We start from the raw sequence: 18098 nt of genomic DNA, 5'->3' as shown, positions 1-18098 counted from the left end.
CCTGGGGTTCCAATTCGACCCCGTGACCATCACCACGCCGAACCGCCCGTAAAGCTTTGACGCCTGCAATTTTTATCAGTTCCATGTGTGCCGGGACTTGATGACGGGCTACCGTCCAACCCGCTTGCGCCCCGCTGCACGCCGTTTGGCGGCTTATCCACCGAGCCCTCTTCTGGGCATAACCATACATCCGACAAACGGCCTGGCCGACTTGCACCCTCGTTCCGGAGGAAAAAGCGACGAGCCTACCGGCTGGCTGCACAAGGTTGCGGGTGACCCGATCCCGGCCTATGGTCCAAACGAACCCTTGCCTGTGACGAGTACTCGATGCTTATCGCAGGTCGCTGTTCATTCGCAGCACAGCTACATCAGGAGCTACGCAAGGAGGAGATGACATGCCAGGCAATTCCCGCCCCGCCGTGCTCGAACTGATCGGCAACACGCCACTGGTGCGCGTCAGCCGTTTCGATACCGGCCCCTGCACACTGTTTCTCAAGCTCGAATCCCAGAACCCCGGTGGTTCGATCAAGGACCGCATCGGTCTGGCGATGATCGACGCCGCCGAGCGCGATGGCCGGCTGCGCCCCGGTGGCACCATTGTCGAGGCCACCGCCGGCAACACGGGCCTGGGCCTGGCGCTGGTCGGCCGGGCCAAAGGCTACCGGGTGGTACTGGTGGTGCCGGACAAGATGTCCACGGAAAAAGTCCTGCACCTCAAGGCAATGGGCGCCGAGGTGCACATCACCCGTTCCGATGTCGGCAAAGGCCATCCGGAGTATTACCAGGACGTCGCCGCACGGTTGGCGCAGGACATTCCCGATGCCTTCTTCGCCGACCAGTTCAACAACCCCGCCAACCCGCTGGCCCATGAGTGCAGCACCGCGCCGGAGATCTGGGCACAGACCCAGCATGACCTGGATGCCATCGTCGTCGGCGTCGGGTCAGCCGGCACCCTCACCGGCCTGACCCGCTTCTTCAAACGGGTACAACCGGACCTGGAAATGATCCTGGCCGACCCGATCGGTTCGGTGATGGCCGAATACAGCCGCAGCGGCACCCTCCCCACCCCCGGTTCATGGGCGGTGGAAGGCATTGGCGAAGACTTCATTCCATCGATTGCCGACCTTTCCAGCGTGCGTCACGCCTATTCGATCAGCGATGAAGAAAGCTTCGATCACGCCCGCCAGTTGCTGCGCGCCGAAGGCATTCTCGGTGGTTCTTCGACCGGGACATTGCTGGCGGCGGCCTTGCGTTACTGCCGCGAGCAAACCGAGCCGAAACGGGTGGTCAGCTTCGTCTGCGACACCGGTACCCGTTACCTGTCCAAGGTCTACAACGACCAGTGGATGAACGACCAGGGCTTGTTGCAACGCAAGCATTACGGCGACCTGCGCGACCTGGTCGCGCGGCGTTTCGAGGATGGCCGGGTGATCAGCGTCGGCCCCGACGACACGCTGCTCACCGCGTTCCAGCGCATGCGCCTGGCGGACGTCTCGCAACTGCCGGTGCTGGTGGGCGGGCAGCAACTGGTCGGGGTCATCGACGAATCCGACATTCTGCTCGGGGTGCACGAAGACGCGGCGCACTTTCGCAAGACCGTGGCCAGCGCCATGACCGACAAACTGCAGACCTTGGCCCCCGACGCCACCCTGGCGGAACTGGAGGCTGAACTGGGCCGAGGCCTGGTGGCGATCATCAAGGATGCCTCGGGTTTTCACGGACTGATTACCCGAACCGACATGCTTAATCACTTGCGGAGATCCCTGCCATGAGTCAACAGGACAAAAACTCCCGGCCACAGGGCTTCGCGACCCGGGTGATCCATGCCGGGCAAGCACCGGACCCGTCCACCGGGGCCTTGATGCCGCCGATCTACGCCAACTCCACCTACCTGCAACAGAGCCCCGGCGTGCACAAGGGCCTTGACTACGGACGCTCGCACAACCCGACGCGCTGGGCCCTGGAGCGTTGCGTCGCGGACCTCGAAGGCGGTACCCAGGCCTTTGCCTTTGCGTCGGGACTGGCGACTATTTCCACCGTGCTCGAACTGCTCGACGCCGGCTCGCACGTCGTCTCCGGTAATGACTTGTACGGTGGCACCTTCCGCCTGTTCGACAAGGTGCGCCAGCGCAGCGCCGGGCACCGTTTCAGCTTCGTCGACCTGACGGATCTGTCCGCCTTCGAGGCAGCGCTGGAAGACGACACGCGAATGGTCATGGTCGAGACGCCGAGCAATCCCCTGCTGCGCCTTTGCGATCTGGCCGCCCTCGCTCGCATCTGCCGCTCACGCGGGATCATTTGCGTAGCCGACAATACCTTCGCCAGTCCGTACATCCAGCGCCCGCTGGAGCTGGGTTTTGACATCGTGTTGCACTCGACCACCAAGTACCTCAATGGCCACTCCGACGTGATCGGCGGCATCGCCGTGGTCGGGCAAAATGCCGAGCTGGCCGAGCGCCTGGGTTTCCTGCAAAACGCCGTGGGGGCGATCGCCGGGCCGTTCGACGCCTTCCTCACCCTGCGCGGCGTGAAGACTCTGGCCCTGCGTATGGAACGCCACTGCAGCAACGCCCTGGAGCTGGCGCAATGGCTGGAGCGTCAGCCACAAGTCTCCAGGGTCTACTACCCCGGTCTGCCCTCGCACCCGCAGCACGAATTGGCTTGCCGGCAAATGCGCGGGTTCGGCGGAATGATCGCCCTCGACCTTAACAGCGATCTGGCAGGCGCCAAACGCTTCCTTGAGAGCGTGCAGATCTTCGCTTTGGCCGAGAGCCTGGGCGGCGTGGAAAGCCTGATCGAACACCCGGCGATCATGACCCATGCCACCATCCCTGTTGCCACCCGTGCGCAGTTAGGGATCGGCGACGGGCTGGTGCGTTTATCAGTTGGAGTCGAGGACGTGGAAGACTTGCGGGCTGATTTGGCGCAGGCGCTGGCGAATATGTAAGCCCCCCCCGACTAACGGGACACCCTGTAGGAGCGAGCACGCTCGCGAAAAACCGGAGAGCGCCACGGGCATTCAGGATGCCCGCGTCATCGTTGACGTCCATCGCGAGCATGCTCGCTCCTACAGGATCGCGCGCAATGCCTCTATAATCCCGACGTTTTCGTCTACCCTCACGAAGCGTCGTGCAGCAATCAGCTTGTGCGGGGCGCATCGACATTTTTCCGCTATTGAACCGGAGAACCTCCATGCTCAAACGCACCCTGGCATTGGCCGTCGGCCTGACCTTGTCCCTTTCCACTCTGCTGGCTCAGGCTGCCGAGACCCTCAAGGTCAGCGCCATTCCCGACGAAGCCCCCACCGAACTGTTGCGCAAGTTCAAGCCATTGGGCGAATACCTGGAGAAGCAGTTGGGCATGAAGGTCGAGTTCGTACCGGTGTCCGACTACCCGGCCGTGGTTGAAGCGCTGGCTACCGACCGCATCGACATGGCCTGGCTGGGCGGCTTCACCTTCGTCCAGGCGCGCCTGAAAACCGGCAATGCCATACCGCTGGTACAGCGCGAACAGGATGCCCAGTTCACCAGCAAATTCATCACGGCCGACCCGAACGTCAAAACGCTGGCCGACCTCAAGGGCAAGTCCTTCGCCTTCGGTTCGGTGTCCTCCACCTCCGGCAGCCTGATGCCGCGCTACTTCATGCTGAAGGACGGCATCAAGCCGGAAACCTATTTCAGCCGCGTCGGCTACTCCGGTGCCCATGACGCCACCGTTGCCTGGGTTCAGGCCGGCAAGGTGGATGCAGGCGTGCTCAACGCCAGCGTCTGGGAAAAACTGGTAGCCGCCGGCAAGGTCGATACCAACAAGGTCAAGGTCTTCGCCACCACACCGGCCTACTTCGACTACAACTGGACCGTGCGCGGCACCCTCGACCCGGCCCTGGCCGCGAAAATCAAGGCCGCTTTCCTCGCGCTCGACCCGGCCAACCCTGAGCAAAAGGCGATCCTCGACCTGCAGGCCGCCAGCCGCTTCATCGAGACCAGTCCCGAGAACTACAAGGGCATCGAGGAAGCCGCACGCGCTGCCGACCTGCTGAAATGACCTTGCATCTGAACCGGGTCAGCCTCACCCATGGCAATGGCGTGCGGGCGCTGCATGAGGTCGACCTGCACATCGGCGCCGGTGAGCAGGTGGCGATCATCGGCCCCTCCGGTGCCGGCAAGTCGAGCCTGCTGAACCTGCTGGCCACCGCCCTGCGCCCCGGCAGCGGCACGGTCGAAGTGCTCGGCGAGCAAGCCTGGCAGCTCGGCGCCCGCCAGCGCCAACGCTTGCGGGCGCGCATCGGCCTGGTGCACCAGGCACCGCCACTGCCACCGCGGCAACGGGTGGTCACGGCGGTGCTGGCCGGAAAACTCGGCCAATGGGGTTTTGCCAAAAGCCTGCTGAACCTGCTGCATCCGGTGGACGTTCCTGGGGCTCGGGCGGCACTGCTCAAGCTGGACCTGGGCGACAAGCTGTTCGCCCAATGCCAGCAATTGTCCGGTGGCCAGCTGCAACGCGTGGGCATTGCCCGCGTGCTGTACCAGGCGCCCGAGGTGTTGCTGGCCGATGAACCGGTGTCGGCGATGGACCCGGTATTGGCCGGGCACACCCTGTCGACCCTCTGCCGCCACGCGCGCGAGCACAAGGTGACGCTGGTCGCCAGCCTGCATGCGGTGGACCTGGCGCTGAGCAACTTCTCGCGCATCATCGGCTTGCGTGAAGGGCAGGTGCTGTTCGATCTGCCCGCAAGCGACGTCGACCACGATTTGCTCGACAGGCTCTACGCCAATGAGCAACTGCAATCCCCGCCCCCTCCGGTGGCACCCTTGAGCCTGCAGATTCCCCGATGCTGACCCGCGATACACGAGACCCCGCCACCCTGCCTCGCCTGCTGCTCAGCCTGTTGGCACTTGCCCTGCTGTGGCCCGGCGTCCATTTCAGCGAACTGGACCTGGGTGTCCTGCTCATGGCCGACAGCCAGAGTGAGATGGGCCGGTTTGTCTCAGCCTTCTGGCCACCGGCTCATGGCGAAGAATTCCTTGAACTGCTGTGGCAAGCCACGCTGCAGACACTGGCGATCGCCACCGCCGGCATGGCCTTGGCGTTGCTGCTGGCCGTACCCGCGAGCCTGCTGGCCAGTCGCGCACTGTCGCTCTCGGCGGCCTCGCGCAGCGGACGCCCGAGCGCCTTGGGCCGGCTGTTGCGCTGGCCAGTGCGCGGGCTGCTGATCTTCCTGCGCAGCGTGCCGGAAATCGTCTGGGCCCTGCTGTTCGTGCGCGCCGTCGGCCTTGGCCCGACGGCGGGGGTGCTGGCCATCGCCATCACCTACAGCGGCATGCTCGGCAAGGTCTACGCGGAAATTTTCGAGTCCGTCGACCAGCGTCCCGCCCACGCACTGCTGCAAGCCGGCAGTGGCCGGCTGGCGGCGTTCTGCTACGGCATCCTGCCCAATGTCGCGGCGGAGTTGCTGTCGTACACCGTGTATCGCTGGGAATGCGCGATCCGCGCGTCCGTGGTGATGGGTTTCGTTGGCGCCGGTGGCCTGGGCCAGCAAATCGACCTGTCGCTGCGCATGTTCGCCGGCGGTGAAGTGGCGAGCATGTTGCTGACCTTTTTCGTGTTGGTGCTGCTGGCCGATCAGATCAGCCGCCTGCTGCGCTGGAGGTTCGCATGAATCGCCTGATCAACCTGCTGCTGATCCTGTGCATCGGCGCGGCGGTCGTCACGTCGTTCCGTTATCTGGGTATCGATCTCGGTGAGCTGGCAGGCAGCGATAACCTGAAGCAGATGGGCGCCTACGTCCTGCGTTTTCTCAGCCCCGACCTCAGTGCCAGCCACCTGCAAGCCATCGGCCGTGGTGCCGTGGAAACCCTGGCCATGTCGGCCTTGGGCACCCTGCTCGCGGCGGTATTGGGCCTGGTGCTGGCACTGCCGGCGGCCGGGCGTTTCGGTTGGCCGCTGCAGAGTGCGTCGCGCCTGGTGCTGAACGCCCTGCGCGCCATTCCGGAACTGGTGTGGGCTGCACTGATGGTGCTGGCCGCCGGACTCGGCCCCAACGCCGGGACCCTGGCCCTGGCCATGCACACCACCGGCGTACTTGGCCGCCTGTTCGCCGAAGCGCTGGAAAACACCCCGCCGCAACCGGCCGAAGCAATCCGCCTGCAAGGCGGGAATGTGGTGTGGGCCTTCTGTTACGGCACCCTGCCCAACCTGTTTCCGCAACTGTTGGCGTACATCCTGTACCGCTGGGAAAACAACATCCGCATGGCCAGCGTGCTCGGCTTCGTCGGTGCCGGTGGCCTGGGGCAAATGCTCTATGTCAGCCTCAGCCTGTTCCAGGAAGCCCAGGCCAGCACGGTCATTCTGGCCATGTTGCTGTTGGTGTTTGCAGTCGATGGTCTGAGCAGCTGGAGTCGTCAGCGCTGGGTCAAGGCGTGATGGGCAATTCAGGGGTATTGAACGCAATGTTCCATTTAAAACTATTCTGACTCCGGCGCACGAAAGGCCTTACTGTAGTAACCAGACTGGTCGAAACAGCAAACCCGCTGCTTGCCGGATGCAAGCATATCGCAGGCATCTCCCATTCGTTTTGCACGCGTCTTGAGTTGCTTGGCTGAAGTAATCCAGTGGATCCAGTCTACTCGTGCGATGGTCGTCGTATTGTTCCAGACTTTACGCGCCTCGGGAGCGGCTGCCAGCGCCTCCTGAAAATCCGGCGGGATGTCAGGCTCGGGTTCCTTCTTCACTGGCGTCAGCTCCAGCGTAACGATATCCCCAACCGCCGCGCCTGCGGCTTCGTACAACTCTCTACTTACCTGCAGCCAATGGCTCAGTTGACCATCCGGCTCAAGGGTTGCCTGAAACGGGTGCCCATTGATTGTGCCTTCAACTGTCGTCCTTCCTCGCCTCGGAAGCTTTTCACTCGCATCTCTTGGCAGTACTACGAACGCCCACGACGTATCATCAGGCTTTGCCGGACGAAGAAGCTTTGCTTCAAATCGGGATTTCACATCGATTGTTGTCATTGCAATTTCTCCAACTGATACGCCTGACTACTATCCGTATAACGTTCCTTGTTGTCCTGCAAGCCTGGCCTAGCCTGGATGAGTTGCAGTAAACACGAGACAGCCAGAAAGAGATCGTGTTCGAGGCTGGTGACCGTGTGCATCAGCTGACTGACAGCGGCGTGAGACATGAACGGTAAACGTATGGCGCGGCCCCCCAAAAAAGTGCTGAGTACTTAAACAAGCGCATCATGCGGTACCGCGCGCCATCGCAAGCAGGCTCCCACAGGTTCAAGCGTCTAAACCACCTGGCATTTGTTTTCCGCTTACTCCTTGAGTATCAACAACGGCTCGCCCTTCTTCACGATGTACGACGCCAACTCCGAGCCGTTGCCCTGCCCGACATTCTTCGCCACATGGGCAACACCGGCGGGTATGTACAACGAATCACCGGCCTTGAGCGTGACCGGCGCCCGGCCCTCCAGTTGATACTCGAATGTGCCGCTGACGACGTAGGCCACTTCCACACCCGGATGAGCGTGCCTGGGCGATGTCACGCCCGGGTCGAAATCGACACGCACCTGAATCACCTCGCGGTCGGCGGCGCCGAGGTCTTCGCGTACCAGGTCAGTACGATGGATGCCCTGCTGCCAGCTTTTCACCGCGCCGGCCTCTTGCGCCTGGGCGAGGCTCGCGACGGCGGCGAGGCCGGCGATGACCAGGGCGGCACCCAGGCCGCCAGACATGTTACGGGGATTGAATCGGGACATTGCCTTTCCTCCAGTTGAACCTCGGTACGCCACGCCAGCTTTGGCGCGGTGTCTGAGGTTGCATTTAGAGGCCGCCATGTATCGCCCGGGTGTCGGGGAACGCTGAATTTGTATTCGAAAGTAGCGGTGGCCGCTGCAGATACCTGCAGATACAAGCGCAGCACCCGCTTGCGTCGGTAACCCTGCTCGCCCATCATTGCCAACGCCACACCGCACCTGTCCTTGAAATACAAAACGCCCGATGCGGTGCATCGGGCGTTAGGGTGAAACAGGTGTAAATCTATTTCAGGACTAGACAACACAAGAGTTGTCTAGGCAGATGCCTTATCGATTTTTCGCGCCATCCTGATGGCTTCCGCCTTATCCAGCACGTCACGCTGAGAGGCGATCGCTTTGGACATCGCCAATGTAAATACATCCCGCTTTGTTTCGGGGGAAGCCTTGCAAAAAAACTCAGCCAATGGACTGGATTTTCCGGTCTTAGCTGCACTCATTTTTTTCTGCCTCGGTTAAGAGTTCTATAAGCCCTGCATGATCATAAGTCTCAGGTAACAGGTCGTCAATCTGGTCAACTGTGACGTCGCCTTCGTACTCGCCATCAGTCCCATCAGTATTCTTTACAAGTAAATTCACGATCAGATTCTCACCGTAGGATCGCCTGATCTCGATAATGTTCCCCCTGGCGGCCAGATACTGCCTGACGAACTCATCCATAGGAATGTTCCGCCCTTCGGTTATCTCTCTGGCTCTGACGAATTGCCAAGCCAACTCCGGTCGCTGATAAACGTACATTATCTGTGCGGCCCGTCGATTCCCCAAAACCCGGTCAATGTTGCGCCTTGCCACATTTATGTTGGTCATTGTTCCGTCAAGAATGTTTGCCTCAAGCTAACACCTGACCCGGATTTCCACCACCGCTCCACCTGTATGAATCCACAGCAACATCCAGCAAGAAGTGACCGCGACCGGGTGTCCAGACCGGGTCGCGGCTATTTTCAGGCTGACGTGACGATCACTTGAGATCGAAGCGATCCAGATTCATCACCTTCGTCCACGCAGCCACGAAGTCATTGACGAACTTCTGCTGCGCATCGGCACTGGCATAGACTTCAGCCAGGGCGCGCAACTGCGCGTTGGAGCCGAAGACCAGGTCAACCCGGGTGGCCGTCCACTTCACCGCGCCGGTTTTGCGATCGCGCCCTTCGAACTCCTGCCGGGCGTCCGAGGTCGGCTTCCACTCCACGCCCATGTCGAGCAGGTTGGTGAAGAAGTCGTTGGTCAAGGATTCCGGACGCGAGGTAAACACGCCATGTTTGCTTTGCCCGGCATTGGCGTTCAACACGCGCAGGCCGCCGAGTAACACGGTCATCTCCGGTGCGGTGAGCGTCAGCAGTTGTGCCTTGTCGATCAGCAGATTCTCGGCCGGTACGCGATATTGCTGTTTGAGGTAGTTGCGGAAACCGTCGGCAATCGGCTCGAGGAAGCCGAAGGAATCGACATCCGTCTGCTCCTGGCTGGCATCGGCGCGGCCCGCAGTGAACGGCACCGTCACACTCTGGCCGGCGTTTTTCGCGGCCTGCTCGACACCCGCACAACCGGCCAGCACGATCAGGTCAGCCAGGGAGATTTTCTTGCCGTCGCTTTGCGCACCGTTGAACTCGTTCTGGATGCCTTCGAGTTTGGCCAGCACATTCGCCAATTGATCCGGCTGGTTGGCCGCCCAGGATTTCTGCGGCGCCAGGCGCAGGCGACCACCGTTGGCACCACCGCGCTTGTCCGAACCACGGAACGTCGAAGCCGCCGCCCATGCGGTCGACACCAGTTGCCCGACCGACAGGCCAGAGGCCAACAGCTTGCTCTTGAGCGCAGTGACGTCACTGTCATTGACCAGTGCATGATCGACACGTGGGATCGGGTCTTGCCACAGCAGCTCTTCGGCCGGCATTTCCGGACCCAGGTAACGCGACAACGGCCCCATGTCACGGTGAATCAGCTTGTACCAGGCGCGGGCGAAGGCGTCGGCCAACTGGTCCGGGTTCTCCAGGAAGCGCCGCGAAATCGGCTCATAGATCGGGTCGAAACGCAGGGCCAGGTCGGAGGTGAGCATGGTTGGGTTACGACGTTTGGCAGGATCAAAGGCATCGGGAATGATGCCGGCACCGGCACCGTTTTTCGGGGTCCACTGATGCGCACCGGCCGGGCTTTTGGTCAGCTCCCACTCGAAGCCGAACAGGTTCTCCAGGTAGTTGTTGCTCCATTTGGTCGGTGTGGTAGTCCAGGTCACTTCCAGGCCGCTGGTGATGGTGTCGGGGCCTTTACCGCTGCCAAAGGTACTCTTCCAGCCCAGGCCCTGCTGTTCCAGGCCGGCGGCTTCGGGCTCAGCCCCGACGTTGTCGGCAGGCCCGGCACCGTGGGTCTTGCCAAAGGCGTGGCCGCCGGCGATCAGCGCCACGGTTTCCTCGTCGTTCATGGCCATGCGGCCGAAGGTTTCGCGGATATCCAGGGCTGAGGCGCGCGGGTCCGGCTGACCTTCCGGGCCTTCCGGGTTTACGTAGATCAGGCCCATCTGCACCGCGGCGAGGGGGTTTTCCAGATTGCGGCCATCTTCGGTACGGCTGTCTTCGTTCCTGCCAGGCTCTGCCACGAGCGGGACATCGCCCGGTGGCTGCACGGGTTTGCTGTCATCTTTGCCGTAACGGCTGTCGCCACCCAGCCACTTGTTTTCCGAACCCCAGTAAACATCTTCGTCCGGTTCCCAGACATCCGGACGGCCACCGGAAAAACCAAAGGTCTTGAAGCCCATGGACTCAAGCGCGACGTTACCGGTCAGGACGAGCAGGTCAGCCCAGGAAATCTTGTTGCCGTATTTTTGCTTGATCGGCCAAAGCAGCCGGCGCGCCTTGTCCAGGCTGACGTTATCCGGCCAGCTGTTGAGGGGTGCAAAGCGTTGCTGCCCGGAACCGGCGCCGCCACGGCCGTCGCCGGTGCGATAGGTGCCGGCGCTGTGCCAGGCCATGCGAACAAACAGAGGCCCATAGTGGCCGAAGTCTGCGGGCCACCAGTCCTGGGAGTCGGTCATCAGCGCCGTCAGGTCTTGTTTGAGCGCTTGAAAGTCGAGACTTTTGAACGCCTGCGCATAGTTGAATTCGCCGCCAAGCGGGTCGGACTTGGGCGAGTGCTGGCTCAGGATTTTCAGGTTCAGTTGATTCGGCCACCAGTCGCGGTTCGTCGTGCCACCACCAGCGGCGTGATTGAACGGGCATTTCGATTCGGTTGACATGGCATCTCCTCATTATTGTGTGATCAGCTAACCACCCTTGAGCGTGGATCCGGAGCACCGATTAATGAAATAGCTTTTCGACATGGGATCCATATCTTAAGCCTATGACAGCTGCGGGATCATTCGCTCCAGACCATCCATTAAAGTACCGGTCGGGGAAACTGTCGCTTCGCCATGGAAGATTGCCGATAAAAGCCCTGTTGCGCCCACTCGGCGAATGAAAGCCCTCCAACGAGAAAATGCTGGCAAACAAAGGGGAAGTTTGCACAAAAAGTGCCACACTCAAGGCAATCATTGCTGCAGGGATGTTGGCGAAAAGCAAAGCAGGACGCGCGCGAGGCCGCCATGGTGCTAAAAGCCGTTGTCCTCTGGATACTGCTGTCGATTGTCGTCGTCGCCGTGCTTTGTCGGCTGGTTCACAATGCCAAGGTCGCGGACCGGGCGCTGAAGAGACATTCACTGGAGCGAAAACCCGTAGACCCGGGCTTGACCGACAGGCTTGGCCACCCGGTGTCGCGCAGTGCTCACGACGATCCGGACGGTTTGCGCGATAAGAACGAACCGGATTAAACCCGCCATAAAAAAACCCGGCTTTTCAGCCGGGTTTTTTATTCATTTCAACAGCATTTCGGTCCGGCTTTGCTGCCGTAACGGGCTTCCTGGCGCTCGCGAAAGAACGCCTCGTAGTCCATCACCGGCTGGTCCGGGTGTTTGCCCTGCATGTGCTCGACGTAGTTGTCATAGTCAGGCATGCCGACCATCAGGCGCGCGGCCTGACCGAGGTATTTACCGAGGCGACTCAGGTCATTGAACATGCTTAAACCCTCGGATCACGCTTGCGGCACAGTCTGATAAGGCGCTTCTTTATCCGTACGCTCTTTAGTACCCCAGGCGGCAATGCCGACCTTGAGCGCAAAGAACAGGATGCTGAACACCACGAACAGGAACAATGCGGTCAGCGTTGCGTTGGTATAGGCGTTGAAGATCACGTGCTGCATCTGATCAATGCTCTTGGCCGGCGCGAGGACCTGACCGTTGGCCAAGGCATCACTGTACTTCTTGGCCAGGGCCAGGAAACCGATTGCCGGGTTGGCGTCGAACAGCTTGATGAAGCCCGCCGTCGTGGTGCAGATCAGCAGCCATACCGCCGGCAGCAAGGTCACCCACACATACCGCTGGCGCTTCATCTTGATCAGCACAACAGTGCCGAGCATCAGCGCGATCCCGGCCAGCATCTGGTTGGAGATGCCGAACAGCGGCCACAAGGTGTTGATGCCACCCAGCGGATCGATCACGCCCTGGTACAGCAGATAGCCCCACATGGCCACACAACCGGCGGTAGCGATCAGGTTGGCGGTCCAGGATTCGGTACGTTTCAGGGAAGGCACGAAGGAACCGAGCAGGTCCTGGAGCATGAAACGCCCGGCTCGGGTGCCGGCGTCGACAGCGGTGAGGATAAACAGCGCCTCGAACAGGATCGCGAAGTGGTACCAGAACGCCATGGTGTTTTCACCCGGCAGAAGCTGGTGCAGGATCTGCGCGATACCCACCGCCAGGGTCGGCGCGCCGCCGGCACGGGCCAGGATGGTGGTTTCACCGATGTCGTGGGCTACGGCTTGCAGCGCCTCCGGGGTGATGGCAAAGCCCCAGCTGCTGACGGTTTGCGCAACAGTCACGGCGTCAGCGCCGACTACCGCAGCCGGGCTGTTCATGGCGAAATACACGCCCGGATCGATCACCGAGGCCGCGACCATGGCCATGATCGCCACGAACGATTCCATCAGCATGCCGCCATAACCGATGTAACGGGCATGCCCTTCATTGGCGAGCAATTTCGGCGTGGTGCCGGAAGCGATCAGCGCATGGAAACCCGAGACCGCGCCACAGGCGATGGTGATGAACAGGAACGGGAACAGGCCGCCCTTCCACACCGGACCGGTGCCGTCGATGAACTGGGTCAACGCTGGCATTTTCAGCTCGGGCATGGTCACCAGGATGCCGATGGCCAGGGCCACGATGGTGCCGATCTTGAGGAAGGTCGACAGATAGTCACGGGGCGCCAGGATCAACCACACCGGCAATACCGCCGCCACGAAACCATAGCCGATCAGCATCCAGGTGATCTGGATTCCGGTAAAGGTAAAGGCCTTGGCCCACACCGGATCGGCAGCAATCTGCCCGCCCAGCCAGATCGAACCGAGCAGCAACAGCACGCCAATCACCGAGATCTCACCAATGCGGCCCGGGCGGATGTAGCGCATGTAGATGCCCATGAACATCGCGATCGGGATGGTCGCCATCACCGTGAAAATACCCCACGGGCTTTCGGCCAGGGCCTTGACCACGATCAGCGCCAGCACCGCAAGGATGATGATCATGATCAGGAAGCAGCCGAACAGCGCGATGGTACCGGGAATGCGGCCCATTTCTTCACGGACCATGTCACCCAGGGAGCGACCGTTGCGGCGGGTCGACAGGAACAGGACCATGAAGTCCTGCACCGCGCCGGCCAACACTACCCCGGCAATCAGCCACAGGGTACCGGGCAGATAGCCCATTTGCGCGGCCAGCACCGGACCGACCAGCGGGCCCGCGCCGGCAATGGCGGCGAAGTGGTGACCGAACAGCACGTGCTTGTTGGTCGGAACGAAGTCCAGGCCATCGTTGTTGAGCACGGCGGGAGTGGCGCGATTGGGGTCCAGCTGCATCACTTTATTGGCGATGAACAGGCTGTAGTAGCGGTAGGCAACGAGGTAGATAGCGACGGCTGCAACGACGATCCACAAGGCGTTGATCGCTTCGCCGCGGCGCAGGGCCACGACACTCAGCGCAATCGCTCCCAGGACAGCCACGGCAAACCAGGCAAGGTGTTTAGCCAGACGGGGCATAGCGGGTCTCCTGCCACAGCCTGTGAACTGCGGCGGTAATTTTTATAATTGTGTCCGCGGAGCGGAGCTGGCCCAATATCCGCGCATGCCGTCAACAAATAAATCCGCGTTACTACGTACGTGGCGTCTACGTAGTACTACGTAGACGCCATCCCCTGTGGGCCCATCCCCGATCAAATTGTGGGAGCGGGCTTGCTCGCGAAGGCGGTGGATCAGTCACTATTGATGCCAACTGACACACCGCTTTCGCGAGCAAGCCCGCTCCCACATTGGTTTTGCATTTCAACAGACCAATATTCAGGCCGCCGGTCATTCCGTCCAGCAACGCTACTGGCCGAACGCCTCTTTGGCATATGATCCCGAGCCTTCGCGCGGGCAGGAATGAACATGCAGCTCAAACACAAAATCGTCGCCCTCGGCATTCTGCCGCTGGTGCTGGCCATTGCCGTCATCTGCGCCCTGGTGATTTCCCTCAACCGCCAATTGGGTGATCAACAAGCGCAACTGATCGAAGACAGCATTCTGGCGAGCAAGCGCGCCGAACTAAAAAACTACGTGGAAATGGCGCAAAGCCTGATCGCCCCCCTGTACGACGACGGCCACGGTGACGCCCGCGCCCAGCAACAAGTGCTGGAAGAACTGCGCAAGCTCAGCTTCGGCATCAACGGCTACTTCTTCGTCTATGACCACGAAGGCCGCAGCCTGATGCACGCGCGGCAATCGGAGCTGGTGGGCCAATACCTGTGGGACATGAAAGACCCCCACGGCCTGCCGGTGATTCAGGCGCTGCTGCAAAGCGCGAAATCGGGCGAAGGCTTCCAGCGCTACGCCTGGAACAAGCCCTCCTCCGGCCAGGTGACCGACAAGCTCGCCTACGTGGTGATGCTCGATCGCTGGGGCTGGATGCTCGGCACCGGCATCTACCTCGAAGACGTCGAGCGCGCCACCCAGCAGGCCCGCGCCGAAGTGGCCATGGGCATCCGCAAGACCATGATGGCGATTGCCGTGGTCGCCCTGGTGGCGGTGCTGTTCGTCTTCGCCAGCGGCATGACCCTCAACGTCAGCGAACATCGCCTGGCCGACAAAAAACTGCAGCGCCTGACCCAGCGCATCGTCAGCCTGCAGGAAGAAGAACGCTCGCGCGTCTCCCGTGAACTGCACGACGGCATCAGCCAGGTGCTGGTGTCGATCAAATTCCAGTTCGAACTGGCCAGCCATCTGCTGGAGCGCGGCCAACCCCACGACAAGGGCTTGAGCACACTTAAAGACGCCACCGAGCGCCTGGGCGATGCCATCGGCGAAGTCCGCAGTCTCTCCCACGACCTGCGCTCCTCCCTGCTCGACACCCTCGGCCTGTCCGCGGCCATCGGCCAACTGGCCGCGGAATTCGAGCAGCGCAGCGGGCTGACCGTGACCTATGACGAAAATGAATTCGACTGCCAACTGGTCGACGGTGCGGCGGTATCGCTGTTCCGCATCGTCCAGGAAGGCCTGACCAACATCGAACGCCATGCCCGGGCAAAGAACGTTTCCATTACCCTGCGCGGCTGCGATAAAAACGTACGGCTGACCGTGGTCGACGACGGCATCGGTTTCAACGTCGCCCAAGTCGAGCGTTTGCACGCCGGTATCGGCCTGCGCAACATCCGCGAGCGAGTCGCGCATTTTGGCGGGCGCTTCGAGCTGATCTCGATGCCCGGAAGAAGTGAGCTGGACGTGCTGTTGCCGATGACACCGCCCGCCACGAAACGCTGACCGGCCCACAACAAGAGTGAATACCTGCATGAACCTGCCCTCCCCGATCCGCGTCGCCCTGGTCGACGATCACTCCCTGGTCCGCGACGGGATCAAGGCGCTGCTGGCCGTCATGGACTTTCTGCAAGTGGTGGGCGAAGCCGAAAACGGCGCCGAGGCAATCGAGATGGTCGGACGCTGCCAGCCGGACCTGCTGCTGGTCGACATCAGCCTGCCAGACATGAACGGCCTGGAGCTGACCCGGGTGCTGCGCAGCCAATACCCCGCCCTCAAGGTGCTGGTGCTGAGCATGTACGACAATTACGAGTACGTCAGTGAGTCGCTGCGCTCGGGTGCCAGCGGCTATGTGTTGAAGAACGCTCCCTCACGGGAAATCATCGCCGCCATCGAAGCCATCACCAGCGGCGGGACCTTCTACAGCGCCGAAATCGCCCAACGGCTGATCGCCGACAGGCATACCGACAACGAACTGACCCCGAGGGAAAGCCAGGTGCTGTCGAAGATGGCCCAAGGGCTGAACAACAAGGAAATGGCCCGGGAACTGGACATCAGCGTGCGCACGGTAGAGACGCACCGCTTGAGCATCCGGCGCAAGCTCAACATCGACAAGCCTGCGGCGCTGGTCAAATACGCCATCGATCACGGCCTCATCTCCCGTTAACACCCCGAATCCTGTATCCACTACAAAACCTGTGGGAGCGGGCTTGCTCGCGAAGGTGATGTGTCAGTCGACAACATTGCTGGCTAAGCCGACGCCTTCGCGAGCAAGCCCGCTCCCACAAGGGGGTGACCAATCACCCATTGACCGCATCGATAGTCACCATCATCTCAATGAAGTTCTCTTAATAAATCCCCGGCGTAACATCTGCTCCATACCAACCCATAAACACCCCGGAGCACACGATCATGAAACGCCAGACCCTCCTCAGCATCGCTTTCTCGGTTTTCGCAGTTAACGCTTTTGCCGCTACCTCTGCTCAACCTGTGGTCGCTGAAGGCGGCTCGGATCGTCTGATTGAAAGCCGTGTGGCCGAGGGTGGTTCTGATCGCCTGATCGAAAACCGCGTTGCCGCCGATGGTTCTGACAAGCTGATGCAGAACCGTGTTGCCGAAGGTGGCTCTGACAAACTGCTGCAGAACCGCGTCGCTGAAGGCGGTTCGGATCGTCTGATCGAGAATCGCACTGCCTGAATAAGTTGCTCCACCACTGCCCCAGAAAAAAACCGGCCTGATCAGCCGGTTTTTTTGTGTTGGTCAGCCTGACGGTGCCCTGAGATCCTCAGGCCAGGCTCTCGACAGTCTCACCGCTGCTTGCCCGTTGAGCATCCAGCAGCACATCCAGAGTGGTGAGGAACAGGTCATGACTGATGATGCCGGTGCACACCGTTGATAGAATCTGATTCCCGGTGGCATCCTTGATAGTGACCATCTCACTCCACTTGTTTAAATCAACCGAGGAAAGGGCCGACAACGGAACTTTACTACCCTCAACTTCCAGATACTCGCTTGTCACAATGATTGACTGAGTGGTGACATTCAGGAAGTCCCCCGCGATTCGCTTGCGCCAGACCTGCCCGGTCGACACATACCTGAAAGTCACTGTTCCGCCAGACTCAAGATTTTCGATAACAACCGGCACACGCTCACGGACATGTAACTCACGCACCAATTGCTGAAATTCAAAAAAACTTTTGAGCGACGCGATAACCCGATGAAATGGCTCACTGTCATTACGACGGTACGCCAGGTTAGTGATCAGACCGGAGATTGCCGTTTGTCCCGAGCTGAACAGGTAAAGATCTTCAATTTCAACAAACGCCGTATATTGTTGCTGCTTTCCACTGACAGCAACAATGCCGTGCTCGTAAACCTCATAATGGGTTCCGCGCAACTTTTTCTGCCACGTATACAGTCCGAACAGGACTGCCGAAATGACGACCAGCAAGCCACTGACGGAATAGATCAGCAACTGCGGGCTGGAACCACGGCTGGTGTTCGCCCCGGAACTGGCCGCCGGCAGTATGGTACCCAGGTACAGCATAAATCCCGCCAGGCACAACAAGACGATTGCGAACAACAGCATGAAGACCAGAAAGCCTTTGCCGTGGCGGAAGGTGGAGATCAGTTGACCTGTCACCGTTGGAGCGAGTGTGGGTGATTGCTGCATGAGATGGTTACTTCCCTAGTAGTTGATTGTAAAAAACACCGTAATCCAGACGACTATGTCTCATTGAGAGGCGTTGCCTGCGAATACACTTTCGACTCCATTGCAAACCTTCAGATACAGGTTGTAAGGTTCAGCCCGTTGATCACAGAGTCAAAGGACTGCCCAAAAGATTTAGCATCGCGTTCGATGGGATTATTCATTCTCCATATCATTTGTCGTTGCTCATCAGGCTTGTAGCCACCGTTTCTT

At 60.5% G+C, this 18098-nt stretch carries 18 protein-coding genes; 10 read left to right on the top strand and 8 right to left on the bottom strand.

The window, feature by feature from the left end:
• Nucleotides 1-395: 395 nt before the first annotated feature.
• The 6 genes from KW839_RS06870 to phnE all read left to right on the top strand — a co-directional run bounded on the left by KW839_RS06870 (nucleotide 396) and on the right by phnE (nucleotide 6423).
• Nucleotides 396-1772, top strand: a complete 1377-nt coding sequence (locus tag KW839_RS06870) for a pyridoxal-phosphate dependent enzyme (RefSeq protein WP_218423814.1) — start codon at nucleotides 396-398, stop codon at nucleotides 1770-1772.
• Entirely contained in the window at nucleotides 1769-2947 is a 1179-nt protein-coding gene (locus KW839_RS06865) for a PLP-dependent aspartate aminotransferase family protein (RefSeq protein WP_218423813.1), read from the top strand. The genes KW839_RS06870 and KW839_RS06865 overlap by 4 nt, the downstream gene beginning before the upstream one ends.
• Before the next feature lie 245 nt (nucleotides 2948-3192).
• On the top strand, nucleotides 3193-4044 hold the full coding sequence (locus KW839_RS06860; RefSeq protein WP_218423812.1) for a putative selenate ABC transporter substrate-binding protein: 852 nt from the start codon (nucleotides 3193-3195) through the stop codon (nucleotides 4042-4044).
• Complete coding sequence (locus KW839_RS06855; RefSeq protein ID WP_218423811.1) at nucleotides 4041-4838, top strand: phosphonate ABC transporter ATP-binding protein; 798 nt, start codon at nucleotides 4041-4043, stop codon at nucleotides 4836-4838. Before KW839_RS06860 ends, KW839_RS06855 begins: the two co-directional genes overlap by 4 nt.
• Complete coding sequence (locus KW839_RS06850; protein WP_060541747.1) at nucleotides 4832-5659, top strand: ABC transporter permease; 828 nt, start codon at nucleotides 4832-4834, stop codon at nucleotides 5657-5659. Before KW839_RS06855 ends, KW839_RS06850 begins: the two co-directional genes overlap by 7 nt.
• Nucleotides 5656-6423 (top strand): phosphonate ABC transporter, permease protein PhnE, encoded by a 768-nt coding sequence (gene phnE, locus KW839_RS06845; RefSeq protein ID WP_218423810.1) that lies wholly within the window; start codon nucleotides 5656-5658, stop codon nucleotides 6421-6423. Before KW839_RS06850 ends, phnE begins: the two co-directional genes overlap by 4 nt.
• A gap of 41 nt (nucleotides 6424-6464) precedes the next feature.
• Here the strand turns inward: phnE and KW839_RS06840 are convergent, their stop codons facing one another.
• From KW839_RS06840 to katG, 5 genes are all read right to left on the bottom strand, one after another.
• Nucleotides 6465-7010 (bottom strand): YdeI/OmpD-associated family protein, encoded by a 546-nt coding sequence (locus KW839_RS06840; protein WP_218423809.1) that lies wholly within the window; start codon nucleotides 7008-7010, stop codon nucleotides 6465-6467.
• Nucleotides 7011-7315: 305 nt separating this feature from the next.
• Nucleotides 7316-7759 (bottom strand): cupin domain-containing protein, encoded by a 444-nt coding sequence (locus KW839_RS06835; protein ID WP_218423808.1) that lies wholly within the window; start codon nucleotides 7757-7759, stop codon nucleotides 7316-7318.
• Between the two features lie 311 nt (nucleotides 7760-8070).
• Complete coding sequence (locus tag KW839_RS06830) at nucleotides 8071-8253, bottom strand: hypothetical protein (protein WP_218423807.1); 183 nt, start codon at nucleotides 8251-8253, stop codon at nucleotides 8071-8073.
• A complete protein-coding gene (locus KW839_RS06825) occupies nucleotides 8240-8635 on the bottom strand; it encodes a zeta toxin family protein (protein WP_371318054.1) in 396 nt (131 codons plus the stop codon). Before KW839_RS06825 ends, KW839_RS06830 begins: the two co-directional genes overlap by 14 nt.
• A 136-nt stretch (nucleotides 8636-8771) precedes the next feature.
• Nucleotides 8772-11039 (bottom strand): catalase/peroxidase HPI, encoded by a 2268-nt coding sequence (katG, locus tag KW839_RS06820; protein ID WP_218423805.1) that lies wholly within the window; start codon nucleotides 11037-11039, stop codon nucleotides 8772-8774.
• Nucleotides 11040-11384: 345 nt separating this feature from the next.
• On the opposite strand from katG, the gene KW839_RS06815 reads away from it, so the two are divergent.
• Complete coding sequence (locus KW839_RS06815) at nucleotides 11385-11609, top strand: hypothetical protein (protein ID WP_218424109.1); 225 nt, start codon at nucleotides 11385-11387, stop codon at nucleotides 11607-11609.
• A gap of 47 nt (nucleotides 11610-11656) precedes the next feature.
• Here the strand turns inward: KW839_RS06815 and KW839_RS06810 are convergent, their stop codons facing one another.
• Nucleotides 11657-11854: a YbdD/YjiX family protein gene (locus KW839_RS06810; protein WP_060541754.1), complete on the bottom strand. Its 198-nt coding sequence runs from the start codon at nucleotides 11852-11854 to the stop codon at nucleotides 11657-11659.
• Nucleotides 11855-11869: 15 nt separating this feature from the next.
• The gene (locus tag KW839_RS06805) at nucleotides 11870-13927 is read right to left on the bottom strand and encodes a carbon starvation CstA family protein (RefSeq protein ID WP_218423804.1); all 2058 of its coding nucleotides are present in this window, start codon (nucleotides 13925-13927) and stop codon (nucleotides 11870-11872) included.
• Between the two features lie 387 nt (nucleotides 13928-14314).
• On the opposite strand from KW839_RS06805, the gene KW839_RS06800 reads away from it, so the two are divergent.
• The 3 genes from KW839_RS06800 (at nucleotide 14315) to KW839_RS06790 (ending at nucleotide 16873) form a co-directional block, all read left to right on the top strand.
• Nucleotides 14315-15682 carry a cache domain-containing protein gene (locus KW839_RS06800; RefSeq protein ID WP_060541756.1) on the top strand — a complete coding sequence of 456 codons (1368 nt, stop codon included), beginning with the start codon at nucleotides 14315-14317 and terminating at the stop codon, nucleotides 15680-15682.
• A 28-nt stretch (nucleotides 15683-15710) separates the two neighbouring features.
• Nucleotides 15711-16343 (top strand): response regulator transcription factor, encoded by a 633-nt coding sequence (locus tag KW839_RS06795; RefSeq protein WP_060541757.1) that lies wholly within the window; start codon nucleotides 15711-15713, stop codon nucleotides 16341-16343.
• 245 nt (nucleotides 16344-16588) lie between these two features.
• Nucleotides 16589-16873, top strand: coding sequence for a hypothetical protein (locus KW839_RS06790; RefSeq protein WP_218423803.1), 285 nt, complete (start codon nucleotides 16589-16591; stop codon nucleotides 16871-16873).
• Nucleotides 16874-16961: 88 nt separating this feature from the next.
• Here KW839_RS06790 and KW839_RS06785 read toward each other — a convergent pair whose 3' ends face one another.
• Nucleotides 16962-17849 carry a hypothetical protein gene (locus tag KW839_RS06785; RefSeq protein WP_218423802.1) on the bottom strand — a complete coding sequence of 296 codons (888 nt, stop codon included), beginning with the start codon at nucleotides 17847-17849 and terminating at the stop codon, nucleotides 16962-16964.
• Between the last annotated feature and the right edge of the window lie 249 nt (nucleotides 17850-18098).

The sequence above is a fragment of the Pseudomonas sp. PDM31 genome, from assembly GCF_019218965.1.
Lineage (GTDB): Bacteria > Pseudomonadota > Gammaproteobacteria > Pseudomonadales > Pseudomonadaceae > Aquipseudomonas.
This window is presented reverse-complemented; position numbering and strand designations above follow the sequence as displayed.

What these genes read in the sequence shown, in the direction of transcription:
- KW839_RS06870 (WP_218423814.1), top strand. Translation starts at nt 396, where the DNA reads ATGCCAGGCAATTCCCGCCCCGCCGTGCTCGAACTGATCGGCAACACG.
- KW839_RS06865 (WP_218423813.1), top strand. Translation starts at nt 1,769, where the DNA reads ATGAGTCAACAGGACAAAAACTCCCGGCCACAGGGCTTCGCGACCCGG.
- KW839_RS06860 (WP_218423812.1), top strand. Translation starts at nt 3,193, where the DNA reads ATGCTCAAACGCACCCTGGCATTGGCCGTCGGCCTGACCTTGTCCCTT.
- KW839_RS06855 (WP_218423811.1), top strand. Translation starts at nt 4,041, where the DNA reads ATGACCTTGCATCTGAACCGGGTCAGCCTCACCCATGGCAATGGCGTG.
- KW839_RS06850 (WP_060541747.1), top strand. Translation starts at nt 4,832, where the DNA reads ATGCTGACCCGCGATACACGAGACCCCGCCACCCTGCCTCGCCTGCTG.
- phnE (WP_218423810.1), top strand. Translation starts at nt 5,656, where the DNA reads ATGAATCGCCTGATCAACCTGCTGCTGATCCTGTGCATCGGCGCGGCG.
- KW839_RS06840 (WP_218423809.1), bottom strand. Translation starts at nt 7,010, where the DNA reads ATGACAACAATCGATGTGAAATCCCGATTTGAAGCAAAGCTTCTTCGT.
- KW839_RS06835 (WP_218423808.1), bottom strand. Translation starts at nt 7,759, where the DNA reads ATGTCCCGATTCAATCCCCGTAACATGTCTGGCGGCCTGGGTGCCGCC.
- KW839_RS06830 (WP_218423807.1), bottom strand. Translation starts at nt 8,253, where the DNA reads ATGAGTGCAGCTAAGACCGGAAAATCCAGTCCATTGGCTGAGTTTTTT.
- katG (WP_218423805.1), bottom strand. Translation starts at nt 11,039, where the DNA reads ATGTCAACCGAATCGAAATGCCCGTTCAATCACGCCGCTGGTGGTGGC.
- KW839_RS06815 (WP_218424109.1), top strand. Translation starts at nt 11,385, where the DNA reads ATGGTGCTAAAAGCCGTTGTCCTCTGGATACTGCTGTCGATTGTCGTC.
- KW839_RS06810 (WP_060541754.1), bottom strand. Translation starts at nt 11,854, where the DNA reads ATGTTCAATGACCTGAGTCGCCTCGGTAAATACCTCGGTCAGGCCGCG.
- KW839_RS06805 (WP_218423804.1), bottom strand. Translation starts at nt 13,927, where the DNA reads ATGCCCCGTCTGGCTAAACACCTTGCCTGGTTTGCCGTGGCTGTCCTG.
- KW839_RS06800 (WP_060541756.1), top strand. Translation starts at nt 14,315, where the DNA reads ATGCAGCTCAAACACAAAATCGTCGCCCTCGGCATTCTGCCGCTGGTG.
- KW839_RS06795 (WP_060541757.1), top strand. Translation starts at nt 15,711, where the DNA reads ATGAACCTGCCCTCCCCGATCCGCGTCGCCCTGGTCGACGATCACTCC.
- KW839_RS06790 (WP_218423803.1), top strand. Translation starts at nt 16,589, where the DNA reads ATGAAACGCCAGACCCTCCTCAGCATCGCTTTCTCGGTTTTCGCAGTT.
- KW839_RS06785 (WP_218423802.1), bottom strand. Translation starts at nt 17,849, where the DNA reads ATGCAGCAATCACCCACACTCGCTCCAACGGTGACAGGTCAACTGATC.